At 40.7% G+C, this 24,042-nt stretch carries 20 protein-coding genes; 10 read left to right on the top strand and 10 right to left on the bottom strand.

Annotated elements, in window-relative coordinates; genetic code table 11:
- Positions 1–9 precede the first annotated feature (9 nt).
- The 6 genes from ACE1AT_RS06290 (at position 10) to ACE1AT_RS06265 (ending at position 11,710) form a co-directional block, all read left to right on the top strand.
- A complete protein-coding gene (locus ACE1AT_RS06290; protein ID WP_374866426.1) occupies positions 10–1,749 on the top strand; it encodes an SDR family NAD(P)-dependent oxidoreductase in 1,740 nt (579 codons plus the stop codon).
- 101 nt (positions 1,750–1,850) lie between these two features.
- Complete coding sequence (locus tag ACE1AT_RS06285) at positions 1,851–6,458, top strand: PfaB family protein (protein WP_374866425.1); 4,608 nt, start codon at positions 1,851–1,853, stop codon at positions 6,456–6,458.
- 270 nt (positions 6,459–6,728) lie between these two features.
- Positions 6,729–8,390 (top strand): PfaD family polyunsaturated fatty acid/polyketide biosynthesis protein, encoded by a 1,662-nt coding sequence (locus ACE1AT_RS06280; protein ID WP_374866424.1) that lies wholly within the window; start codon positions 6,729–6,731, stop codon positions 8,388–8,390.
- 5 nt (positions 8,391–8,395) lie between these two features.
- Positions 8,396–9,901: a thioester reductase domain-containing protein gene (locus tag ACE1AT_RS06275; protein WP_374866572.1), complete on the top strand. Its 1,506-nt coding sequence runs from the start codon at positions 8,396–8,398 to the stop codon at positions 9,899–9,901.
- A gap of 443 nt (positions 9,902–10,344) precedes the next feature.
- The gene (locus ACE1AT_RS06270) at positions 10,345–11,334 is read left to right on the top strand and encodes an NAD-dependent epimerase/dehydratase family protein (RefSeq protein ID WP_374866423.1); all 990 of its coding nucleotides are present in this window, start codon (positions 10,345–10,347) and stop codon (positions 11,332–11,334) included.
- 49 nt (positions 11,335–11,383) lie between these two features.
- The gene (locus ACE1AT_RS06265) at positions 11,384–11,710 is read left to right on the top strand and encodes a hypothetical protein (RefSeq protein ID WP_374866422.1); all 327 of its coding nucleotides are present in this window, start codon (positions 11,384–11,386) and stop codon (positions 11,708–11,710) included.
- A gap of 103 nt (positions 11,711–11,813) precedes the next feature.
- Here the strand turns inward: ACE1AT_RS06265 and ACE1AT_RS06260 are convergent, their stop codons facing one another.
- Entirely contained in the window at positions 11,814–12,047 is a 234-nt protein-coding gene (locus tag ACE1AT_RS06260) for a Nif11-like leader peptide family natural product precursor (protein ID WP_374866421.1), read from the bottom strand.
- A gap of 500 nt (positions 12,048–12,547) precedes the next feature.
- On the opposite strand from ACE1AT_RS06260, the gene ACE1AT_RS06255 reads away from it, so the two are divergent.
- Positions 12,548–12,745, top strand: a complete 198-nt coding sequence (locus ACE1AT_RS06255; RefSeq protein ID WP_374866420.1) for a hypothetical protein — start codon at positions 12,548–12,550, stop codon at positions 12,743–12,745.
- Positions 12,746–12,882: 137 nt separating this feature from the next.
- Here the strand turns inward: ACE1AT_RS06255 and ACE1AT_RS06250 are convergent, their stop codons facing one another.
- Together ACE1AT_RS06250 and ACE1AT_RS06245 are read right to left on the bottom strand one after the other, a co-directional pair.
- Positions 12,883–13,665 carry an SDR family oxidoreductase gene (locus tag ACE1AT_RS06250; RefSeq protein WP_374866419.1) on the bottom strand — a complete coding sequence of 261 codons (783 nt, stop codon included), beginning with the start codon at positions 13,663–13,665 and terminating at the stop codon, positions 12,883–12,885.
- A gap of 159 nt (positions 13,666–13,824) precedes the next feature.
- Positions 13,825–14,637, bottom strand: a complete 813-nt coding sequence (locus ACE1AT_RS06245; RefSeq protein ID WP_374866418.1) for a nuclear transport factor 2 family protein — start codon at positions 14,635–14,637, stop codon at positions 13,825–13,827.
- 158 nt (positions 14,638–14,795) lie between these two features.
- On the opposite strand from ACE1AT_RS06245, the gene murG reads away from it, so the two are divergent.
- The 3 genes from murG (at position 14,796) to ACE1AT_RS06230 (ending at position 16,711) form a co-directional block, all read left to right on the top strand.
- Positions 14,796–15,869, top strand: a complete 1,074-nt coding sequence (murG, locus tag ACE1AT_RS06240; RefSeq protein WP_374866417.1) for an undecaprenyldiphospho-muramoylpentapeptide beta-N-acetylglucosaminyltransferase — start codon at positions 14,796–14,798, stop codon at positions 15,867–15,869.
- 60 nt (positions 15,870–15,929) lie between these two features.
- Positions 15,930–16,388, top strand: coding sequence for a hypothetical protein (locus ACE1AT_RS06235; RefSeq protein ID WP_374866416.1), 459 nt, complete (start codon positions 15,930–15,932; stop codon positions 16,386–16,388).
- A 62-nt stretch (positions 16,389–16,450) separates the two neighbouring features.
- Positions 16,451–16,711 carry a DUF6737 family protein gene (locus tag ACE1AT_RS06230; RefSeq protein ID WP_374866415.1) on the top strand — a complete coding sequence of 87 codons (261 nt, stop codon included), beginning with the start codon at positions 16,451–16,453 and terminating at the stop codon, positions 16,709–16,711.
- 66 nt (positions 16,712–16,777) lie between these two features.
- Here the strand turns inward: ACE1AT_RS06230 and ACE1AT_RS06225 are convergent, their stop codons facing one another.
- The 7 genes from ACE1AT_RS06225 to ACE1AT_RS06195 all read right to left on the bottom strand — a co-directional run bounded on the left by ACE1AT_RS06225 (position 16,778) and on the right by ACE1AT_RS06195 (position 23,450).
- Complete coding sequence (locus ACE1AT_RS06225; RefSeq protein WP_374866414.1) at positions 16,778–17,689, bottom strand: DUF1338 domain-containing protein; 912 nt, start codon at positions 17,687–17,689, stop codon at positions 16,778–16,780.
- Positions 17,690–17,754: 65 nt separating this feature from the next.
- Positions 17,755–18,555 carry a peptidase gene (locus ACE1AT_RS06220; protein ID WP_374866413.1) on the bottom strand — a complete coding sequence of 267 codons (801 nt, stop codon included), beginning with the start codon at positions 18,553–18,555 and terminating at the stop codon, positions 17,755–17,757.
- Between the two features lie 26 nt (positions 18,556–18,581).
- Complete coding sequence (gene secG, locus ACE1AT_RS06215) at positions 18,582–18,815, bottom strand: preprotein translocase subunit SecG (protein WP_374866412.1); 234 nt, start codon at positions 18,813–18,815, stop codon at positions 18,582–18,584.
- Between the two features lie 211 nt (positions 18,816–19,026).
- Complete coding sequence (gpmI, locus tag ACE1AT_RS06210; protein ID WP_374866411.1) at positions 19,027–20,625, bottom strand: 2,3-bisphosphoglycerate-independent phosphoglycerate mutase; 1,599 nt, start codon at positions 20,623–20,625, stop codon at positions 19,027–19,029.
- A gap of 241 nt (positions 20,626–20,866) precedes the next feature.
- Positions 20,867–21,127 carry a hypothetical protein gene (locus ACE1AT_RS06205; RefSeq protein WP_026720367.1) on the bottom strand — a complete coding sequence of 87 codons (261 nt, stop codon included), beginning with the start codon at positions 21,125–21,127 and terminating at the stop codon, positions 20,867–20,869.
- Entirely contained in the window at positions 21,124–21,324 is a 201-nt protein-coding gene (locus ACE1AT_RS06200) for a hypothetical protein (protein ID WP_017311571.1), read from the bottom strand. Before ACE1AT_RS06200 ends, ACE1AT_RS06205 begins: the two co-directional genes overlap by 4 nt.
- A gap of 431 nt (positions 21,325–21,755) precedes the next feature.
- Positions 21,756–23,450 (bottom strand): ABC-F family ATP-binding cassette domain-containing protein, encoded by a 1,695-nt coding sequence (locus ACE1AT_RS06195; protein WP_374866410.1) that lies wholly within the window; start codon positions 23,448–23,450, stop codon positions 21,756–21,758.
- Between the last annotated feature and the right edge of the window lie 592 nt (positions 23,451–24,042).

The raw sequence follows: 24,042 nt of genomic DNA, 5'->3' as shown, positions 1-24,042 counted from the left end.
GGATAAGTTATGATTACAGCAACTCAGATTCGCCCTACATCTGTTTTCTTGGTCAGTGGTGGGGCTAAGGGAATTACGGCTAAATGTACAATTAGATTAGCACAGCAGCATCCTTGTAAGTTTATTTTGCTAGGACGTTCTGAACTTTTAGAAACAGAACCAGATTTTGCTCAAAATTGTTTTGATGAAGCAACATTAAAAAAACGCATCATGGAATATCTTCTTTCCACTGGAGAGAAGCCCACACCCATGAGTGTGCAGAAGTTATATAATCAAATAGCATCGAGTCGAGAAATTAAAGAAACATTAGCAGCAATTCAACAAGCAGGTGGACAAGCCGAATATATTAGTGTAGATGTCACTGATACTTCAGCTTTAAATCAAAAACTGACTGCTACTGTTCAACGCATGGGTGAAATTACAGGTATTATTCATGGTGCTGGTAATTTAGCCGATAAATTAATTGAAAAGAAAACAGAACAGGATTTTGAAAAAGTTTATACAGCCAAAGTTCAAGGGCTAGAAAATATTTTAGCTTGTGTAAAACCTAGTCAGATTGAGCATTTAATTTTGTTTTCTTCCGTAACTGGTTTTTATGGTAATATCGGACAATCTGATTACGCGATCGCTAACGAAATTCTCAACAAATCAGCACATTTATTCAAACAACAATATCCCCAATCTCACGTTGTTGCGATTAACTGGGGAGGTTGGGATAGCGGGATGGTAACAGCAGAATTGAAAAAAGAATTTGCGCGTCGGGGTATTGATATTATCCCAGTAGAAGCTGGGACACAAATGTTAGTTAGAGAACTGCGTAATGCTAATCACAATACCACACAAGTTGTGATTGGCAGCCCCATGCCTACACCAGCTGCGCCTTTAGATACTGAACTTCGTAGCTATCGCATCCGTCGCAAACTTACACTTGAAGCAAATCCATTTTTACAGGATCATGTCATCGCTGGAAATCCTGTTTTACCAGCTACCTGTGCAGTTTCATGGATGTCTGATGTCTGTGAAAAATTATATCCAGGCTATAAAGCATTCAGTAGCACAGATTTCCGAATTTTTAAAGGAATTACCTTTAACGAAACCCTCGCAGATGAATACATTCTCGACTTACAAGAAACATCCAAAAACCTCGATAATAACGAAATAAATTTCCTGTGCAAAATCTGGAGTAAAAACCCCGAAAGTAAAAGCATATATCACTTCAGCACACAAGTTAAACTCCTGCGTGATATTCCTCCCGCCCCTATCTATGAAAAACTGAACCTAACAGAAGATAATATCATTACCACCACAGGTAAAGACTTTTATCAAACAGGAGAATCAGCATTATTTCATGGGCCAGCTTTTCAACAACTCAGAAGAATTATAAACATTAACTCCGAGAAAATCACCGTCGAATGTTTTTGGCAAGAAATCGACAAAACCAAACAAGGACAATTTCCCGCATATTGGATTAATGGATTCACAACTGATTTGAGTACTCATCCCTTATGGATTTGGCTAAATCATTACCATCAAGAAATTTGCTTACCAGGACAACAAGAAAAATACGAACAATTTGCCAAAACCCCCCACAACGAACCATTCTACGTCTCCTGCGAAGTCAGAAGCAAAACACAAACAGGCGTAATTGCTGATTTCTTCGTACATGATCAACAAGGAAAAATCTACTCACAACTTCTTGGAGGAAAAGGCATTATTTTCCCAGCCAAATTAATGCGCCCGAAGGCATAGTTTTCTTCCTTTGTGTCTTAGTGTCTTCGTGTTTCAAAATTTCTTTTTTTAACCACAAAGGCACAAAGACACCAAGAAATAATAATATTAGGAGAATATCTGTGGAAAAAATCGCTATTATCGGATTCTCATGCTTATTTCCCAATGCCAAAAATCCTGAAGAATTTTGGCAAAATCTCATTCAAAAAAAAGATTCCACATCATCTTTAACTTCCCAAGAACTCGGAGTCAATCCCCAAACATTTTACGAACCAAGCAAAGGCAAACCAGATAAAATTTACTCCCTCAAAGGCGGATTCCTCCGCAATTTTCAATTTGATCATACAGGGTACAAACTACCAGCAGAATTACTAGAAAAACTAGATAATACCTTTAAATGGTCACTGCATGTTGCCAAACAAGCTTTGCAGCATAGTGGTTATTTAAATCAAGAATCTATTCTCTCTCAATGTGGAGTCATATTAGGTACACTCTCTCTCCCCACCAAAGCATCTAATCAATTATTTGCACCAATTTATCAACAAATCCTGACACCCGCTGTCAGAGAACTATTACAACAACAAGACTTTGATTTAGCTGGTTTGAATTCATCTGAGGAAGCGTCATTCTACAATGCGATGATCTCAGGCTTACCAGCGGCGATTATTGCTCAAGCTTTCTCACTATCAAATATACATTTTTGTATCGATGCTGCCTGTTCATCGCCACAATATTCTATCAGGTTGGCATCTCATTATTTGTGGACACATAAAGCTGATTTGATGTTAGCTGGTGGTATCAGCTGTGCAGATCCGCTATTTATTAGAATGTTGTTTTCTGGAATTCAAGGATATCCCGAAAACGATGATATCAGTCGTCCCTTAGATAAATTATCGCGGGGGATGCTGACTGCGGAAGGCGCCGGGATGGTGGTACTGAAGCGATATAGTGATGCTGTGAGAGATGGCGATCGCATTTATGCTACCATCACGGGTAATGGTCTTTCTAATGATGGACGGGGTAAACACTTACTCAGTCCCAATACTAAAGGACAAACCCTTGCTTTTGAGCGTGCCTACCAAGAAGCACAGATTAATCCTAACAATATAGATTACATGGAATGCCATGCGACTGGCACGTTGTTAGGCGATACCACCGAGTCCCAATCAATAGAAACCTTCTTCGGTAAATACCAAGCTACACCTTTACTCGGTTCTGTAAAATCTAACGTCGGTCACTTGCTGACAGCTGCTGGCAGCGTTAGTTTAATTAAAGTGCTGATGAGCATGTCTAATGGCGTAATTCCAGCCACAATCAATATTACAGAACCGATGGGTACAGACAACAATGTTGTCTCACCGCAACAAATTGTCACCAACACCACCAATTGGCCGGAAAATCAACCGATAAAACGCGCTGCTATCAGTGCATTTGGTTTGGGCGGAACTAATGCTCATATGATTTTAGAACAAGGAAATACAACACAATCGGTAACACCAGAAGAATTCCTACACCCCGCTAAACTCGCGATTGTCGGGATGGATGCTTTTTTTGGTGGATGTGATGGTTTAGATGCTTTTGAGCGCAGTATTTACGAGGGTAGACAACATTTTATTCCTCTACCACCTCAGAGATGGTACGGAATAGAAAAGGAAGCAGAGTTACTGAAAAAATACGGCTTGGCTGATGGTAAACCCCCATTAGGCGCATACATTACAGATTTTGAAATTGATACAGTTTCTAGTAAAATTCCGCCGAATGAACTAGAAAAACTCAATCAACAACAATTATTATTATTGAAAGTTGCTGAACGTGCTTTGAAAGACGCAGGCATTAAAGAAGGTGCAAATGTAGCAGTAATAATTGCCGCGGAAACGGAATTTTCTGCACATCATTTACAGCAAAGATGGAATTTAGATTGGCAAATTAAGGAAGGCTTAATTGCTGGAGAAATTTCTCTACCAGCTGATAAAGTTGATCAATTAGAAACCATCGTTAAAGATGGGATGCATCATCCCGTTGAAAGCAGCGAATATGTAAGTTATATCGCTAATATTATGGCGAGTCGTATTTCTTCGCTGTGGGATTTTACAGCCCCTGCGTTTACTATAACTGCGGGTGAAAATTCGACTTTCAAAGTATTAGAAGTTGCCCAACATTTACTCACAACTGGGGAAGCAGATGCTGTACTTGTGGGTGCAGTTGATTTAGCTGGCGGGATGGAAAATGTATTGTTGCGAAATCAAAGAACAGCAATTAATTCTGGTGCAAATACCCTCAGCTATGATCAAAAAGTCAATGGCTGGATGGTTGGAGAAGGTGCAGGTGCAGTAGTTTTAAAACTCCATGAAACTGCTAAAAAAGAGCGCGATCGCATTTACGCAGCTGTTGATGCAATCAGTTTTGTGCAAGATAGTTTAGGAAATAGTAATCCTAAAGCCGTTCACCAAGTTTGTCAGCAAGCTTTGTTAATGGCTGGTATCAAACCATCTGACGTCAACTATCTAGAAGTTTACGGTAGTGGTAACAAACAAGAAGACGAAGCTGAAATCACAGGTTTGCTTCAGGCTTATCCAGGATGTGACAATGATTTAAACTATGCAATTGGCAGTGTTAAAGCTAATATCGGTCATACATATACTGCATCGGGAATTGCTAGTTTAATCAAGACAGCTTTGTGTCTTTATTATAGATATATTCCAGGTACACCAAATTGGTCTGGAGTTAAAGATCAGGAACAAGGGAGAGTGAATTCTCCTCATATTCCTTTCTACGTCGCGACAGAATCAAGACCTTGGTTTCTCGACAAACAAGCTACAAAAAGAATTGCTGCCATTAATAGCATAGGAATAGATGGCAGTTATGCCCACGCCATCTTATCAGAAGAACCAGAACAACAAGAACGCAGCAGCAGATTTTTGCAGCAAACACCCTTTTACTTATTTCCAATTACTGGACGCGATCGCACTGATTTACTCACCCAACTTGATGCTCTCGAAAACACCGTAACTAACGGTACTTCCCTCGCCAACGCTGCTAATCTCGCTTTTGCCAACTATAAACTAGATCCGAGTGCAAACTACATCCTAGTAATTCTGGCACATAACCAAAACGAACTCACCAGAGAAATTGCAGCCGCGAGAAAAGGTATAGATAACGCCTTTGCTAAACAACAAGATTGGCAAACACCACTAGGAAGTTACTTTACAGCCAAACCACTCGGTAAACGCGGGGGAGTAGCTTACGTCTATCCAGCAGCAGTCAATTCCTATCTAGGTATTGCGCGTAATCTCTTCCGTCTATTCCCCAACATCCTCGACGACATCGCCATCAAAGAACTACAAAACCTCGTCGCCGATATCTCTCGCGTCGTCTTCCCCAGAAGCTTAAACAAACTTTCATCTCGCCAACTCGAAACCAAAGAACAGCAATTTCTCGATGATCCTCTAGCAATCTTCGACGTAGACATGCTGTTTACCAGATTCATCACCCAAATCATCCGTGAGCAATTCCAAGTCAAACCCGAATTTGCCTTTGGTTATAGCTTGGGTGAAACCAGTATGATGTCTGCAATAGGTGTCTGGGATAACTTTACCCAAGGAATCCGCGCCCTCCACACCTCACCCCTATTCGCCGACAGATTATCTGGTGCAAAAACAGCCGTCCGTCAGTATTGGCAATTACCTCCAACCCAAGATAATAACTTCTGGGCTAACTATGTTCTCATGACAACCCCTTCACAAGTCAGAGAATACCTCAAACATGAGAAGCGCGTCTTCTTAACTCAAATCAACACACCAGAAGAAATCGTGATCGCCGGTCAACCAGCAGCCTGTGAGAGAATCATTCAAATATTAGGCTGTAACGCCTTCCGCGCTCCCTTCGATCACGTGATCCATTGTGAAGCGATGGGTTCCGAGTATAGCGAAATCGCCAGAGTCAACACCTTACCAATCCAGAAAAACCTACCAGATGTCACCCTCTACTCTGCTGCTGAGTATGGCCCGGTGAAAATGGAAAGTAGTGCGATCGCCAACAGTATCGCCACAGGTTTATCCCAACAACTAGACTTTCCTCGCCTAGTCAACCGAGTCTACGACGATGGGGCGAGAATCTTTATCGAAACAGGTGCAGGTAACATTTGTTCACGCTGGATAGATAAAATTCTCGGCAGCAAACAACACATCACCATATCCCTAAATCGCAGAGGTTTAGACGATCATTCTGGTATCGTCAAAGCCCTAGCAAAACTTGTCAGTCATCAAGTTTCTGTTGACCTATCACCACTCTACACCCAAGTAACAGAAACTAGTAAAAAATCCAAATTCACCCTCAAAAAAGTTACCTTGGGTGGACAAAGTATTACCGACAAAATCTTAACAGAAAAAAACAAACAACTCTTCCGCAATATCTCCACAACTACCAAAAAATCTCAACTCATCAACCCTCCTGCGACTCAAGCAGAAAAAATGCCGATACAAAATATCATGGATAACAGCTTACAGCCAAAAGCAGAAGTACAATTTGTTGAGTCAACAGCAAATCCTGAGATCATTACCCAACCCATTACCCTCCTCAATCAATCTCATTACCAACAACTAAACGCCAATAATTTCCAAGTTCATAAAACCCATGACACTTTCCTACAATCTCGTCAGGAATTTAGCCAGCAAATCAGCGAACTAATTCAATTACAAATTGCTTGTGTTGAAAATTTACTAAGTGAGTAAAGGTTGCTGAAAATATTTTATTACCACCCAGATAGTGTTTTATCTAACGAACCACAAAGAACACAAAGTTCGCAAAGATTTTAGCAAGTAATTTTACCAAAAATCACAACTAATTTCTCCCGTCATCTCTCTTCTTTGTGTCCTTTGCGTCCTACCCTGCGGGTAGACACGGAGTGGCTAACGCGCCTACCGTAGGTAGCCGAGTAAAGCGCGTCTATGTGGTTCGTTCCCCTCTTTTCATCAGATATTTTACTTCGAGGAATCACTACCGTGAAAACAATAGATGCGGTACTAGAAAATGGTCTTGAATTTTATACTTCTCCCTCCAACTTCAATCAACTATGGAAAGGTTCCTTAGATTGCGTAGCCTTTGACCCCATTACAATCAAAGAAAAACTCCTGACATTAGATCAACCTTGTTACATTGTTAAAGTTGACGGCAAAATTGGTGTCACCAACGACGGTTATTTGTCTCCTCTTGATCATGGTAAAACAGGACAAATTGAACTGTTGATGGTAATTCCACCCATAAGATTACAACAGTTAGGAGACCCGAATTTTCTCGCTTTTCATGGTGTGAAATATGCCTACACCACTGGTGCAATGGCTGGTGGAATCGCCTCAGAAGAAATGATCATTGCTTTAGGAAAAGAGGGAATTTTGGGTTCCTTTGGTGCGGGTGGATTACCGCCAAATCGCTTGGAAATCGCTATTAACCGCATCCAATACGCCTTACCAAATGGACCTTATGCTTTCAATTTAATTCATAGTCCTAATGAACCTGCACTAGAACGCGGTGCTGTAGATTTATACCTCAAATATGGGGTAAGAACCATAGAAGCTTCAGCATTTTTAGATATTACTCCCAACATAGTTTATTACCGTGCCGCAGGATTAGGTGTTAATTCAGCTAATGAAATTGAAATAAAAAACAAAATCATTGCTAAAATTTCCCGCCGTGAAGTTGCAACTAAATTTATGCAACCAGCGCCACAAAAAATGTTGCAAGAGTTGGTTGCACAAGGATTAATCAGTGAATTACAAGCAAATTTAGCAGCCAAAATTCCTCTTGCTGATGATATTACAGCAGAAGCAGATTCTGGTGGGCATACTGATAATCGTCCTTTAGTTTGTTTGCTACCTTCAATTGTGGCTTTACGGGATGAAATTCAAGCACAATATAATTATGAAAAACCTATCCGAGTGGGGGTTGCAGGTGGAATTGCTACACCACAATCTGCTTTAGCTGCTTTTATGATGGGTGCTGCATATGTGGTGACAGGTTCAATTAATCAATCATGTATTGAAGCCGGAAGTTGTCAGCATACTAAGCAATTGTTAGCACAAGCAGATATGGCTGATGTGATGATGGCTCCAGCCGCAGATATGTTTGAAATGGGGGTAAAACTGCAAGTCCTCAAACGCGGTACAATGTTTCCTCTCCGCGCTCAAAAATTATATGAAATCTACAGGAATTATAACTCAATTGATGAGATTCCTAGTCAAGAAAGAGAGAAACTAGAAAAACAAGTTTTTCGCAAGCCACTTGCTCAAGTTTGGGAAGAAACAGTTTCTTATTTATCCCAAAAAAATCCAGAGAAATTGGGGAAAGCTGTGAATAATCCTAAATTAAAAATGGCGTTAATTTTCCGTTGGTATTTAGGGTTATCTTCTCGTTGGTCTCATGCTGGAGAAAAAGGTCGAGAAGTTGATTATCAAATTTGGTGTGGTCCAGCTATAGGTAGCTTTAATGACTGGGTCCGAGGTTCCTATCTAGCAGATCCAAATCATCGCCGCGTCGTGGATGTTGCTAACCATCTCATGATAGGTTCTGCCTACTTATACCGAATTCAAAGTTTGAAAACTCAAGGGCTGCAAATTCCAAATTACTACACTCAGTATAAACCTGTGAATTCTACATTGGAAGCCTAAATATGATGACAGCAAAAAAATCTTTAACAGCAGCAGAAATTCAAGCTTGGTTGTTATCTAATCTTGCCGAAACTCTCCAGGTAGAAGCAGAGCAAGTTGATACAGAACAGCCATTAGATACTTATGGTTTGGATTCTACTCAGGCGATGCTAATTGTCACAAAAGCCGAAAAAATGCTCGGATTTAAAATAGCTCCGACATTATTATGGCATTATCCAACTATTGCCTCACTTTCTCAGCGTTTAGCCGAAGAATCACAAGAATTAGCATCAGATGTAGAAGACACTGTTGCAGTTAAAAATGTCGCTCCGATTTTAGATTTAAGTGCTGAAGCTGTTCTTGACCCTAATATCCGTCCTGCATCTGGTTCTTTTGTGTTCACAAGTGAACCAAAGAATGTATTTATCACAGGTGGAACAGGATTTTTAGGAGCTTTTTTAATCTACGAACTGCTACAGCAAACCAATGCTGATATTTATTGTTTAGTACGTGCTGCTCATCCAGAAGAAGGTAAGCAAAAACTCAAGAAAAATTTGCAAAGTTATGGACTTTGGAATGAAATATTCCGTCCGAGAATTATGCCAGTAATTGGTGATTTATCTCAGCCGCTATTAGGAATTAGCAAAGAAGCCTTTGAAATGCTAGCCGCTAATCTTGATAGTATTTATCACAGTGCCGCAACACTCAATTATGTTTATCCCTATTCTGCACTCAAAACACCGAATGTTTTAGGCACACAAGAAGTATTGCGTTTGGCGTGTCTTTTTAAAGTCAAGCCAGTACATTATGTGTCTAGTGTCGCTGTATTTGAATCACCATTTTATGCTGGTAAAATAGTCAAAGAAGATGATAGCTTTGAGCATTGGCAAGGTATTTTTCTGGGTTACTCGCAAACAAAATGGGTAGCAGAAAAACTAGTCATAATTGCTCGCGAAAGAGGTCTTCCTGTAACTATCCACAGACCACCTTTAATCGCAGGAGATAGTCAAACAGGTATTTGTAATACAGATGATTTTATCAACTTGGTAATTAAAGGTTGTATCCAGATGGGATACTTCCCAGATGTAGATTATAGGTTGGATGCATCACCTGTTGATTATGTCAGCAAATCTATTGTTTATCTCTCTAAACAAGAAGAGTCTTTAGGGAAAGCATTCCACTTACAGCATCCTGCACCTGTTCCTTTCTCTGATTTACTTGCATGGATGGATTCTCTGGGTTTTGCTATTCAAACAATTCCTTATCAAGAATGGCAAACAAAATTAATTAATGATATTTCTTCCGCAGAGAATCCTTTGTATACCCTCAGACCTTTCTTATTAGAACGTTGGTCAGAAGAACAAATCACTATTCCCGATTTGTACCTGCAAAGTAGAAGACCAATTATTAATTGTGAAGCAACCCTCAATGCACTTGCTGGTAGTGGTATTGTTTGTCCAGCAATGGATACACAATTATTTATGACCTACTCTACCTACTTGCTTCAAAATGGTTTCCTAAATGTAGCTTAGAACTAAATCATGCACACGGATAATCTATCTGTGTCTATCGGTGTTTATCTGTGTGCATCTGTAGTCGATTTCCCAACAATGATTTTGTTTTGTTAGAATTTTAATTCACATCAAGTATCACTTGATTTTTTCAACCCGCTTCAACGGGTTTTTCTATTGATTTGAATCAGGCAGTAATGGTTATTTAAGACACTTATTATTCTCACTAAAATGTTCTCAATAATATACTTTAAAATGCCGATTAAATAGATATACCACATGAAATATTGCACGTTTATCAAGATTTATTTACTATAAGTATTAGGGCATAAAATTTTCACTTCAACTACAAAATTGCTTATCTCATTCACTCCAACAAAAATGCTTATAAATTATCTCCTGAAATATTTGTTCATGAGATTAGGGACAAAAAATCTCTTGCTTCACAAAGGATATTTTAATTTATGAACCTCAAAGATCAAACTATCCTGATCACAGGAATAGGTGGATTTATTGGCTTACGTACTACCGAATTAGCGATCGCACAAGGAATGCATGTTCGAGGGATAGAAAATGATCCCAAGAATGCCAAAATAGCCCAGAGTCTAGGCGCAAAAGTACTTGTTGGTAGCATTTGCGATCCAGCTGTAGCACAAGAAGCTTGTCAAGGAGTAGACATTGTGCTACATACAGCCGCCCTTGTTAAAGAAGGAGGATCGCTAGAGGAGTTTCGTAATGTCAATGTTGGTGGTACTCTCAACATCGCCAAAGCAGCTATGAATGCTGGAGTTAAGACTTTTGTTCACCTTTCAAGCGTCATAGTATATGGCTTTATCTATCCCAATCAGGTTACAGAAGAAGGGCCACTCCGTAGCGAAAATAATCCTTACTCTTTGACAAAAATAGAAAGTGAAAAAGAAATCTTAAAGTTAAATGCACCACCAAATTTTGGTGTAATTATTATTAGACCGACGGCTGTTTATGGCCCAAGGAGTAACCCTTGGGTTGTTCGTCCCCTTTCGCTGATGCGCCAAAAAAGATTTGTTATACCTGATGCGGGAAGGGGAGTTATGAACCACTTATATATAGATAATTTAATCGATGGAATCTTCCTTGCCATCGAAAAAGAAGCCTATGGGGAAGCTTTCAATATCTCTGATGGACAGGAAACTTCTTGGAAAGAATACTACACGCGTTTAGCTAAAGCTGGAAACGTACCCGCACCTCTATCTCTACCAGCGCCAATTGTCAAGTCTTTGATCCGGTTGGAGTGGTTAAGAATGAGAATTTTGGGTTTAAAGCCTATTATTTTTCCAGCAGCTGTAGATTTTTCCACGAGTCCTCATGCTTATTCGATCAAAAAAGCACAAACCCAACTAGGATATAAGCCAAAAATCACTCTAGAAGAAGGTATGGAATATATAAGGGAATGGCTGGAAAACACTGAACTGTAGCGGTGTATCTGCATTCTTGTATAGTCGTTAATGTAGCTTTGGCGATTCAATGAGTAACTTTCAAATCGATATCGACTTTAGTAATGTTGATTTTTCTTCCCTGGAGACAGAAGATGATTTTCAAGCAGAGGCGAAAAAATTACTGCCGAATGCACTTATAAAGCTAGGTGAAGCTGTGGGTGAAAAGACGTGGGAGGAATTACAAAAAGGGCTGAAACAACCAGGAAATAAACTCAAATCTTCTGAGCGCGAGAAGCGTAAGTTTATGCAAGAAACAGGAAGAACTTATCAAAGAACTGCAAGTAGCACCCTCAAGCAAGAACTGGCAGACTACATAGTAGAGCAATTATCTCAACACAAAAGACAATCCCGCTAAAAGCGCTGGAAAGCTCAGTCAATAATCTGAGGGATTGGCTTTTGAAGCCCACACTTACCAACGAGTGCAAGTGTGGGAGCGTGTCACTCTTCCATATCAGGAATTATCTAGGATAAATATGGAGTCTAGGCCTCACCCCTGGATTGATGATCGCTGCTAACTCTTCAGAAGACAATTTGCTCAGTTCAGTCTCTAGTTCTTCAATTGTGAAGTTATAACCACGTTCCTGAGCAATCTGGATGAAGGCTTCTGGGTTTGCTGCTGCTTTAAGTCTTTCCTTTAATGCTTGATCTTGTTTAACTGCTTTGAAAAGTTGAGCTGCATTATTCTGTGTCATGTCAGTCTCTCCTATTTGAAATATCAGATTTAAATGTAGTTATGTGAACTCCTGCGGTTTCACCAAACCCACCCAAGGTCGCTGCTAACTAAAGTCTTATACTTCAATCTTGAACTACGGAGGAGAATGTCTGATTAACTTTGACAAAAAAATATAAATTCACAGTTGATTGGTGAGGCGATCGCTCCCTCTTGAGCTATTGGATAGAGCCAAGCGCTACAGCAGTAGTACCATTAGCTAGAGGAGACAAAACACCGTTGAAATTCAGGGAGATCGCCTGCTCCCCGTTTATCAAAGACTCAGCTAGTTTGCAAAAAGCTTTTGAGAATAGCTGCGAAGCAGGAAAATAATTTGTTTCTGGAAAGACAAGCACTCACGTTGTAGATATTTGTGTAGACCAATCCAATCGCTGTGAGGAGTGAACAAAAAAACATTTGTAAATTTTATTTGGTCCAGAAACAGAAGAATTACGGCTATCTGATTCGTAGAAGTATTAGTCCATGCATACATTCTTGAACAAACTTTTGGCTTACGTGCTGATCGCTACCTTAGTAGGCTGTGCAACTCAACAGAGTGAACAAGTACAGCAAACACAAATTGAGCAGTCAAGTTCTAGTGGAGGACAGCAGCAGTGTTCGCGTGTTGAGGTGCGCCAAAATAATGGAAAAACTGAGGTCAAGCGCTCAAACGACTGCTAGTAGGTCGATCCATTATCGACTCACCCCCGCATCTACTTATGTAAAAAGTATATTATTCCAATGCCAAGCCTGTTTTTTCGTCGTTGGTGGTGTTTTGCATGATGATAACGACTGAATACTCTTAACAATTATTTATTTTAACTACGTCGATTTACGAGTGTGGTGCTAGCTTGATCAACAGGCATCAAGATGACTTGATTAATATTGACATGAGCTGGTCGGGTAGCGCAAAAAAAGACCACATCAGCGACATCTTCACTTGTGAGAGGGGTGACTCCTTGGTAAACCTTGTCAGCGCGTTGTGTGTCACCGTGAAACCGCACTTCGCTAAATTCGGTTTCTACCATACCGGGGTCAACAGAAGTGACTTTTACCGAAGTTCCCAATAAATCTTGTTTTAAGCCTTCAGAAATTGCTCTGACTGCTGCTTTTGTACCACAATAAACGTTACCACCGGGATAAGTTTGATAGCCAGCGATCGAACCAATATTGATCACATGACCGTGATCGCGACTCACCATTCCAGGGACAACATAGCGACTGAGGTAGAGTAAACCTTTGATATTGGTATCAATCATTTCTTCCCAATCCTCAAATTTACCCTCGTGGAGTTTGTCTAAACCGCGACTCAAACCTGCATTATTGATCAGAATATCAATTTCTGACCAAGCGCTAGGAAGACTAGATAGAGCAGATTCAACAGCAGAGCGATCGCGTACATCTAACTGTAACAAATGTATCTGACCAGACTTGCCATGGTAAGTCTCTACAAGACAATCTGCTAATTCCTGCAAACGTTCTTGACGTCGCGCCGCTAAAATCAATTTTGCGCCAGCACTAGCAAACACTTTGGCACAAGCAGCACCAATACCGCTACTCGCACCAGTAATTAGAACAATTTGATTTTGTAGAGAAAGCATGGTTTAGTTATTGGTCATTGGTCATTGGTCATTGGTCATTGGTCATTGGTCATTGGTCATTGGTCATTGGTCATTATTTAGTTGGAGTAGAACTACTTACTCTAGAGTTTTGAATCAGGACAAAGAACAAATAACAAATGACTAATGACTAATGACTAATTATTTTGTCACTACTTGCATTCGTTGAGTGATCATTGTCATACCATCTCCGCGCATGATCACCGCCGAAACCCATTGACTACCAGGAGTCATGGGTGCTTTACCAACTTTGAAAATACCACCAGATGAAAGTAACTCCAAATCTACGGGTGTAGGACTGAGATATTTGTTTGCTTTGATTGGTTCTTCCAAAGCTGTTCCCAAAATATAATCTTCGCCTAGAGGTTCTTGGACGATCGCATCAACACTGTATTGCTGACCAACTTTAACCTGTTGTGGCAATTTAAAATCAATTTGTGGTGGTTGGCTACCAGCAGTAACTTGAGTACGTTCTGACAAAATATCTTGGCGAATGACTTTTCCCCCAGAAATTTGCTGACGTGATGTAATTGTGGCTGATAAAGCCATATTATTATTGTTCGGGGAAGGTAAGCCAGTTATTTTCGTCACCGTATCAGCGACGATCACATTACCTTGAGGTTTCCAAGATTGCAGCTGCGTACTGTATTTGAGTTGGGGATATTGTTTCCACAGCGCATTTAAAGCTTGTTCCATGCTTTGATAGTTTAATCCATCCCCATGCCTAAAATTGGGACTGTAGAACTGCATTACTCCTTTGACATTACGTTGGTTTGCTGCTGTATCAATTTGCGTCAATAGGTTATTGACTTCAGGGGGTGCGTTCGGTGAAGTGCTAGCTTGAGCGCATTTCCAACCAGCAGTAAAACCAAGAGTAAGTAATAACAAAAGTATCCAACGGCTGGATGGGAAGCGTGATTGGCGTTTAAACAGTAGGATAATCAGTCTACGCATTGGTATTAAATTGGTAGTTTGACTACAAAAGAGATTCCCGTCTTCAAATCAAATCCATAGAGTAAAGCTGTTGTAGATTAAGTTCCGAAACAGTTTACAACAAGGTAGGGAAATTGTTTTATCTTAGTGAAACTAAGCGTTGACATGGTAGTGAGTAAATGGCAGACGCACCAATAAAATTATTGATAGCAGCAAGTGGAACTGGCGGACACTTATTTCCAGCGATCGCATTAGCGCAAGAATTGCCAGATTATCAAATCGAATGGTTGGGTGTACCCAATCGGCTAGAAACTCAACTTGTCCCTCAACAGTATAGATTGAATACTATTTCTGTTGAAGGATTCCAAAAAGGTTTTGGTATCTCATCGCTACTGACTGTAAGTAAACTGATCAGTTCCATTCTTAAAGTTAGGAAAATTTTACAAAATGGTCAATTTCAGGGAGTATTTACCACAGGAGGATATATTGCTGGGCCAGCAGTAATTGCGGCGCGATCGCTAAGTATACCCGTAGTACTCCACGAATCAAATGCTTACCCTGGAAAAGTCACTCGCTTTTTCGGGCCTTGGTGTAATGCAGTCGCATTAGGATTTGAAGTTGCTGCCAAGTATTTACCCCGTGCCAAGACGATTTACACCAGTACTCCTGTACGTTCGGAATTTTTAGAACCGGGGATCGCCGCATCACTAGATTTAGGTATTCCTGAAAATGTACCTGTGATCGTCGTCTTTGGTGGTAGTCAAGGCGCAATCGCCATTAACAAGTTGGTGCGTGAGTGTGCAACAGCTTGGTTTGATGTTGGTGCTTGGGTTGTACATTTGACAGGCGATAAAGATCCGGAAGCGGAAAGTTTAAAACATCCGCAGTATATATCTTTGCCTTTTTATCACAACATGGCAGCATTACTGCAACGCGCAAATTTAGCCATCAGTCGTTCTGGTGCAGGTAGTCTAACAGAATTAGCAGTGTGTGGTACACCTGCAATTTTAATTCCTTATCCGTTTGCAGCTGAAGACCATCAAACCTATAACGCCAAAGTATTTACCTCAGTCGGTGCAGCATTGATGTTTCAGCAAACAGAACTGACACTTGAGAAATTGCAAACAGAAGTTTTGCACCTGTTACAGTCACCACAACAGTTAAAAGCGATGGGGGAAAAAGCTAAAACTATTGCACCTGCTGATAGTGCAGAGAAATTAGCGCAGTTAGTCCGGGAAATGGTAGAAAAATAAAGAAAATATTTATGTATACGAAGTAAAACCGAATTTTAACAAGAGCAAACAATTGTGCTTATGGGTAGCTTCATCAAGCGATCGCTATGTTATCCTTTCACGGCTTCCTTACTTATCGGGTTAATGTGTCACTCAACTATTGCTCAAACTCACACTAAATATTTTCAGACTAAACATGTTCAGATTGAGCAAAAATCTTCTAAAACTGTCAAGATTACTCAGGCTACCCAAGCACTTGATGAAAAAACAGCCCTCAACTTAGTTTGGAAACTACCACAAGTACAACGTAAAGCCAGAGAAATCGAAAAACTTTCAAAGGGAAAAATACGTGTTGCAGCGAAGGTTGATAGTTATCCAACTCCAGAAGCACCTTACTACACAGTGCAAATCTATGAAAATCATATAGATTACATTGACACGATTTATTGGTTTCGTGTCTTGAATCCGAGTGGTGATATCCAAGTTCTAGATGTCATCCGGAATGAATATGTATCCTTAGAAGCATGGAAACAAAATTAATTCAGGGAACTCTTAACAGGGAAGCATAATAACTGATAACTGATAATTGATAATTGAAGTAAATGTCTCAAACAAAACCTCTTAGTCCTTGGAAATTTAAGCCTTGGTGGTGTCAGCCCTGGTCTATACTGCTCACAGGCTTAACCTTGATTAGTGGTAGTTGGATAATATTTAAAATTGTCTGGCTAACAGTTTTGATTGCGATTCCAGTACTCACATGGATGGGCTTTTTCTTATTAATCTGGCCTCCATTAATGATTCGCAGTGGTATTTTGGAGTCATATCAATTATCAATAGATGAAAGTGCAGATAAAAATCGTTAATTGTTAATTGTTGATGGTTGTTAGTTGGTGCTTTTTCCAGACAAGCAACAATCAACAACCAACAAATTAATTCTGTATTCGAGTCATTTCAAACAATTGTTGAGCATTTCTTCCTAAGAAAGCATCAAATAACACTGACTTTCCTGGTTCTTCTTCCACCATATAGCGCTGGGCAATTTCGTAGTAAGCGTAAGTCCAGGGAATCTGAATTTCTGTATCAGTCAACTCATCTAATACTGTTACTATCTCTGTTACTGCTTGCGTTGCTGTTTGTCGTAAGCCACAGCTAACATTCCCTTCAATTTCTGCTTTCATCGGTACGCCTAGCTTTGCTAAACCACGGGCTGTAGCATCAATATCTGGATACTCTGGGGTATTCTGGCGGTTAACATAGCCTGTAAAGTGGTTGACTGCATAACCATGTAATAATACCCAAGCACCGTATTGACTAACTTTATTCACTTCTTCCACTACAGAACGTCGGGGAGGTTGCCAAGGACAGGTAAAAATTTTCAGAAGTTCCTTGGCAAGACGTTCGGTATCATAGTTAAAGCTATGAATAATTGCTGAATAACTTAGTAAATTGACACCACTTACCGTTTGTTGAATGAGTTGAATAGTTTTCGGTGGTAACTCATCCACAATCAACTCACTAATAAACAACTTGGGTAAATTGAATTCTACTTGTTGAGGATGACGATAATGACGGGCATAGAGATGAGTTTCGCTAAATGTATACTCTCCAGCTGCCTCATAACCTAAAGCTTCGGCAAATTTTCCCAAATACTCAATCCCTAAGTTGACTTTACCTTGTGGACTATCCACAGCCATACGTAAAGATCGAAAAGCAATGTGATCATTAGCAACAGTACCACCCGCTTTAGTAATCATTTGTGCATAGGTGTGGGCATACCTTACCCTGCTGCTATAATCTCGCCAAAGAAGTTCCCATAGTTGACAGGCAATTTTGGGGTTCATATGAATTTGAGTGAACGGCTTATGTTGATATTAACCACAAACACACTCACACAGAGCAAATGAACTCACGTAGCTGGTAAAGCCCACCCTAAACTTGTAGGCTGTTCATAAACTCGCTTCAGTGTGTTCACATCTCTTGCAGAAATTGGCGGTGGATTGCGAACTTGAGAAAAGTATAATGCATCACTTGGCAATTGGCTATGTCCCCATATACCCAAAGCATGTCCTAGTTCATGGCGAGCAGCAGCTAAAAGATATATACCTGTTTGACTCGGACTGAGCAGGAGCGTAAATTTATGGTATAAAATATTTTGTTTTTTATATAACTCGTAAGTAGTTTGAGCGGAACGCGCACGGGGAATTTTGCTATTGGGTAATTTTTGCAGTGGTGGGTTTTTCCTGATAATCGTAATATCGGCTAATTTCTGGTTTTCGACTACTTGTAAAGGTAAATAAGCATTCCACTCTTGTACAGCCTGCAAGACATTATTCACCCATGCTTGGGCTTGTTTCGCATCTATTGGTTGGGGTGTTTCTATATAAACCTTAACGGGAAATTGTGACCAAATTAAATAACCTACTTGCGTCGGTACAACTTGAGAAAAGTAGTCACCGCTATTTGTCTGATCTTGCCACTGCGCCAGTGTGGGCGGTAGGGGATGCGATTGAGGAGTGGAGGGGGAAATGGCAAAGGACTGCACGTTAGTGAAGATCACGAGCATTCCTGTACTAATAGCCAATCCTGTAAATACCAGTAAACGCCGCCAAATAAAACTTTTTGAGATATTGGTGGTTGGGGATCGGGGATTGGGGATCGGGGATTGGGTATAGGGAGAAATTTCTCCCTTGTCCTCCTTGTTCCACAAGTCCCCACTCCTCACCCTCTCCATGTTTACTTAGGGAGCCAACCAGCACTCAAAACCACAGATAATCCAAGGAAAATGACTGTCAATGCCCATGTAACTTGGTTTAATGTTTTTTCTGCACTTTTAGTGCTGCTAAATAATTGGGCTTGTCCACCAATGGCTCCGATTCCATCACCTTTGGGGCTATGTAACAATACTAGGACGGTCAAAGCAACAGCAGAAAAAACCCAGATACCTTGTACAACGTTAGAAACGGTCATAGTAGCTAATGTGTTTGTGAATTTTGAATTATGAATTATGAACTTATGTTAAGTAAGTCGGCGGAAATAAGCAGAATTATATTACGAAACATAAACATCATTGAAACCCTTACCAATGACAAATGACAAAGAACAAATGACAATCCTCGCCACTAGTTTCAGTGTGCCGACCTACTTCAATTCTCATTCATAATTCACTATTATCAACTTTTTACTGCCCCACTGGCACAGGTTTACGAGAAAGTTGTACATCGTATTCTGTGGGTTGGAGAAGCGATCGCCCAGTCATTTCTGCTGGTTGAGGCAACTGTAAAATTTGCAAAATCGTGGGAGCGATGTCTGCTAGTTTACCATCTTCACGCAAGATCACATTGCCGCCATGACCAGGAATTTTTGCCTGTTCTCCTTCCACTACAATTAGAGGAACTGGATTGGTAGTATGAGCTGTCCAGGGGTTGCCATTTTCATCTATCATGTGTTCGGCATTGCCGTGGTCAGCAGTAATTATTGCTGTACCTCCTGCTTTGCTTATGCTTGTCAATAGGCGAGCCAAACAGTGATCTACAGCTTCAATGGCTTCTACTGTGGCTGGAATCTGACCTGTATGTCCCACCATGTCTGGATTAGCATAATTAATTACAATTAACGAGTAGATACCCTTGTCAATCGCTGCGACTGCCACATCTGTAACTGCTGCGGCTGACATCTTGGGTGCTTTGTCATAGGTGGCAACCATTGGGCTATTAACCAGTTCCCTGTCTTCTCCTGGAAAGGGTTCTTCTAGTCCACCATTGAAGAAGTAGGTAACATGGGCATATTTTTCAGTTTCGGCGGTGCGAAACTGCTTGAGATGATGCTGAGAAATAACTTCTCCGAGAATATTACTCAAATTTTGCGGTTCAAAGGCAACCTTTACTGACAATTCTGGGTCGTACTGTGTAAAGGTAACAAAGGACAATGGCGTGATTAGCTTTCTTTCAAAACCGTTAAATTCTGGACTAACGAAAGCTTGGGTGAGTTGTCTGGCACGATCTGGACGGAAGTTGAAAAATATGACTCCATCTCCTGGTTCTATGGCTCCAGGGGCTATTCTCACTGGGGCGATAAACTCGTCTGTTACACCCTCTGCATAGGATGTTTGCAGAACTTCCACCGCAGAGTGTCCATTACCAGAACTATCTTGTGTGATCACATTGTAGGCACGTTGAACCCGATCCCAACGGCGATCGCGATCCATGGCATAGTAGCGACCACTGAGGGTGACTATGCGTCCGACTCCAATTCGGTCGATGTAGTCTTGAATCAGTGCGATTGAGTTGACACCGTCTGTGGGGGCGGTATCACGACCATCTGTAATCGCATGTATGCAAATCTCTGATATTTCCTGACTTTTTGCTAAGTCAAGTATTCCAAACAGATGACTAACGTGTGAATGTACCCCACCTTCAGAACAAAGCCCGATCATGTGCAATTTACCATTGCGACTGCGGACTTCTTGACAAATGCTGACAAGTGCTGAGTTTTTGAGGATGGAACCGTCTTCTACCGCATCAGAAATGCGTACCAACTCTTGAGGTACAACCCTACCAGCGCCAATGTTCAAATGACCAACTTCAGAATTGCCCATTTGACCTTCTGGCAAGCCTACCGCTTTTCCTGATGTGCGGATAAGGGTATGGGGATATGCTGCCCATAAGCTGTCCATTACCGGAGTTTGAGCAGCGGCAATAGCATTTCCTTTTGTCTCCTCACAGTAGCCCCATCCGTCTAAAATGACTAGCACCACGGGAGCAACAGGTGCTTTGGTCATAATAAAATCGCCCTTTACTTTTTGTAATACCCGAATGATACCACTGCTAACTACAGTCGCAAGTAGATTTGTGCTTATTAACTTCTTTTATAAGAGATACCCCATTTTTTATATATTTCTTAAACTTTAGTCATTTTTTCTTATTTTTGTGGTACAAACCAACTCTTGAGCCGCCGCAGATAACCTCTGATTCCTACAAATAACTTCTCGGCGGTCGGCTCCAACGACTTGTTAGCTGGCGTTAACTACCTCGCAATAACTGGTCATACTCTGCATGAGTTCCGATCCAGAACCAGGCAATATCATCATTTTCTTCTACTGCTAGGGCGCGGTAGTGGATTCCGATTCGCACTGACCAAAAAGAGCCGACTTTTTTGAAGTGTAGTGATGGATACCGAGGATCTTGTTTAAGCAATTCATAGCAGCGATCAGCCAGATCTTGAATCTCATCTGGTAACTGTCGATAGTGATACCAAAAATCAGGAGTTGCACGATACCTCACAAATCAGTACAACGTCCTTCACGCAAATGTTGCAGTGCGCGTTGAGCCAAATTATCGAGACGACCTGCTGCAACATCTTCCTCAAACTGCCGATCCCATACTTCTGCATCAAATTCAGCAAACCAGACTCGGAAATCGGCAAGCTCTTCCGCTGATAGTTGACTAATAGCATGTTCGATTTCTTGCAAATTACTCATAAGCTTGAAAGAAATTTACAGATGGCTTACCGTTCTTATGATAACCCTCAGTAGCCAAACTCAGCCAGTGTTGTGTGACATAAATCATGCAATGTAGCAACCTGAAGATATATTAGATTTTCGATAGCAATTAACCCAATCTACGTTGCCAGGTTAAAAGCTACTTACTTGGTTCAATACTCACTAGTTCCAAGTATAAAATCTAAGTCACTCTTTAAAATACTCTCTTGGCTTACATTTATTTGAAAGGAATAAGGTTTTTCCGGTACATCTTGATTGTCGTACCAAGTTACTTTAACAGGTACATTATGAGTGGATGATCGCTTCACCCCTGAACAATAACCATAGTTTTTTCTGGTATCAGTAAGGGCTTGTGCGATCGCTTCTCAAACTACACAAGTTGGTTAATAAACAAGACACTGATTTCCTTTCTACTTCTTCTTCCCACCAGCCTTAGCAGCTTTTGCTGCTTTTTTGGCTGCTTTTTCGGCGGCGATCGCAGCTAATCTGGTTTGTTCTTTTTCTTCAGCAATTTTCTCTAGGTAATAATGATAGTCTCCTAAATAAACTCGAAATTCTCCATCGCGAATTTCTACAATTTTATTGGCTACCTGAGAAATAAAATATCGGTCGTGGGAAACAATTATCGCTGTGCCATCGTAGTTTTGTAATGCTTCTTCCAGCATTTCTTTAGCTGGAATATCTAAGTGGTTGGTTGGCTCATCTAAGATTAGTAAATTGGCTGGACACAATAGCATTTTTGCTAATGCTAAACGCGCTTTTTCTCCACCACTTAAAGCCGCGACGTTTTTGAAGACTGTATCACCACTAAATAAAAAGCGTCCTAGCAGTGTCCGAACGTCTTCGTTTTTCCAGTCGGGGACTTCGTTATGAATAGTTTCCATGACGGTTTTTTCTAAGTCTAAAGCTTCCGCCTGGTTTTGTTCAAAATATCCTGGGATCACATGATGTTCGCCTAATTTCACAACGCCTTCTGTGGGTTTTTCCATACCCATGATTAGGCGTAGTAAAGTTGATTTCCCCGCACCGTTGGGAGCAACAAAGGCAATGCGATCGCCCCTCTCAATTAGAAGATTTGCTCCTAAAAACAAGATTTTGTCATCGTAGATATGAGTTAAATTTTTGATTTCGACTACTTCTCTGCCACTGCGGGGTGCAGGGGGAAAATGAAATTGTAGTGTTTTAACTCCAAATGTTGGGGCTTCAATACGCTCTATTTTTTCTAGTTGTTTTTCCCGGCTTTTGGCTTGGGTGCTACGGGTAGCGCTAGCACGAAATTTATCAACAAAAGCTTGTTGTTTTTCTAATTCTTTTTGCTGACGTTCGTAAGCATTAATTTGTGCTGTTTGGTTTTCAGCTTTTTGTTGTAAAAACGTTGAGTAATTACCAAGATAAGTAGTGGAAACACCACGTTCTGTTTCTACAATTTGAGTGCAGAGACGATCGAGAAATTCCCGGTCATGGGAAACTATGACCATGGGCGTATTTAAGCCTTTGAGGTAATTTTCTAGCCACTCAATTGTTTCTAAATCTAGGTGGTTTGTTGGCTCGTCTAATAACAATAAATCTGGTTCTTGCAGAAGGATTTTACCCAAACTGATCCGCATTTGCCAACCGCCACTAAAGGCGCTGACGAGGCGATCGCCATCTTCTGGTTCAAAGCCCATTTCTGGTAATATCTTGCCGATGCGTGCTTCTAAGCCATAACCATCTAGGGCTTCAAATTTTCGTTGTAGCTTATCTAACTTATTAATTAGTTTATCCAGTTCTTCTGGAGAGGCGCTTTCCATCTGGTGCTGCACTTCCAGCAAAGATAACTGTACCTGATTTGCTTCCTTGAAGACTGTCCACAATTCTTCTCTGATGGTACGGCTGGGGTCTACATCAAATTCTTGATTGAGGTAGGCTATGTGTAAACTAGCAGGACGAATCACTTCGCCAGAGGTTGGCTCAATCTTACCACTGATAATTTTGAGTTGGGTAGATTTACCTGCGCCGTTAACACCGACTAAACCAACGCGATCGCCTATCTTAACTTCCCAATTGATATCCTTGAGAACTTCGCCCGTCGGATAAATTTTACTAATATGTTCTAGTCGCAGCATTGAGTGTCTCCAAGGTAGGCAACAAGCCGGGAAGGCTAACTCACATCGAGTCCAATCTTAACAAAATTTAACTACAAATTCGATGCGAGAAATTCCATGAAGACAAAGAAAAATATTTTGATGACTAATGCAGTGTTACTTGCTGTATTTATTTGAAGATTTATTAAGAGCTAGGTTGAAAACCCCGGAGAAAGAGCAACGTAGTTGCAAATTTCGTGCTACCATTCGGGAACGCCAAGGGCGAACAGACCGGGGATGAAAACCACGACGCAGGTTTTAACCTGCCACGACATTAAATTAATCTCGCTGTTGTCCAATATAATTCTTTACCGCTTCAGTTGAAATATTGCCAGCAGTACTCGAGGTTCTATAAATAAACCTGCTTCCATTCGGTTATGCTGCTCATCGATCAGCGGCTTTTTTTGGGCATTTTTTAGTATATAAGTACTGGTTACCAAAAACCTGGGTCTAAAGCCTCGTCCTTCTAGGACGACTTTGATGATATTATGTTTTTAGCGGTAAAGCGCACAGATAAAAAACGAAGTAGGTCAAGTGGACAACTCCTGATCCAGAACCCTGGTAGTATAAATCC

Source organism: Pelatocladus sp. BLCC-F211, from assembly GCF_041928655.1.
Taxonomy (GTDB): Bacteria; Cyanobacteriota; Cyanobacteriia; order Cyanobacteriales; family Nostocaceae; genus Pelatocladus.
Note: the sequence above shows the minus strand (reverse complement) of the source record. Positions and strands in the feature narration are given on the sequence as shown.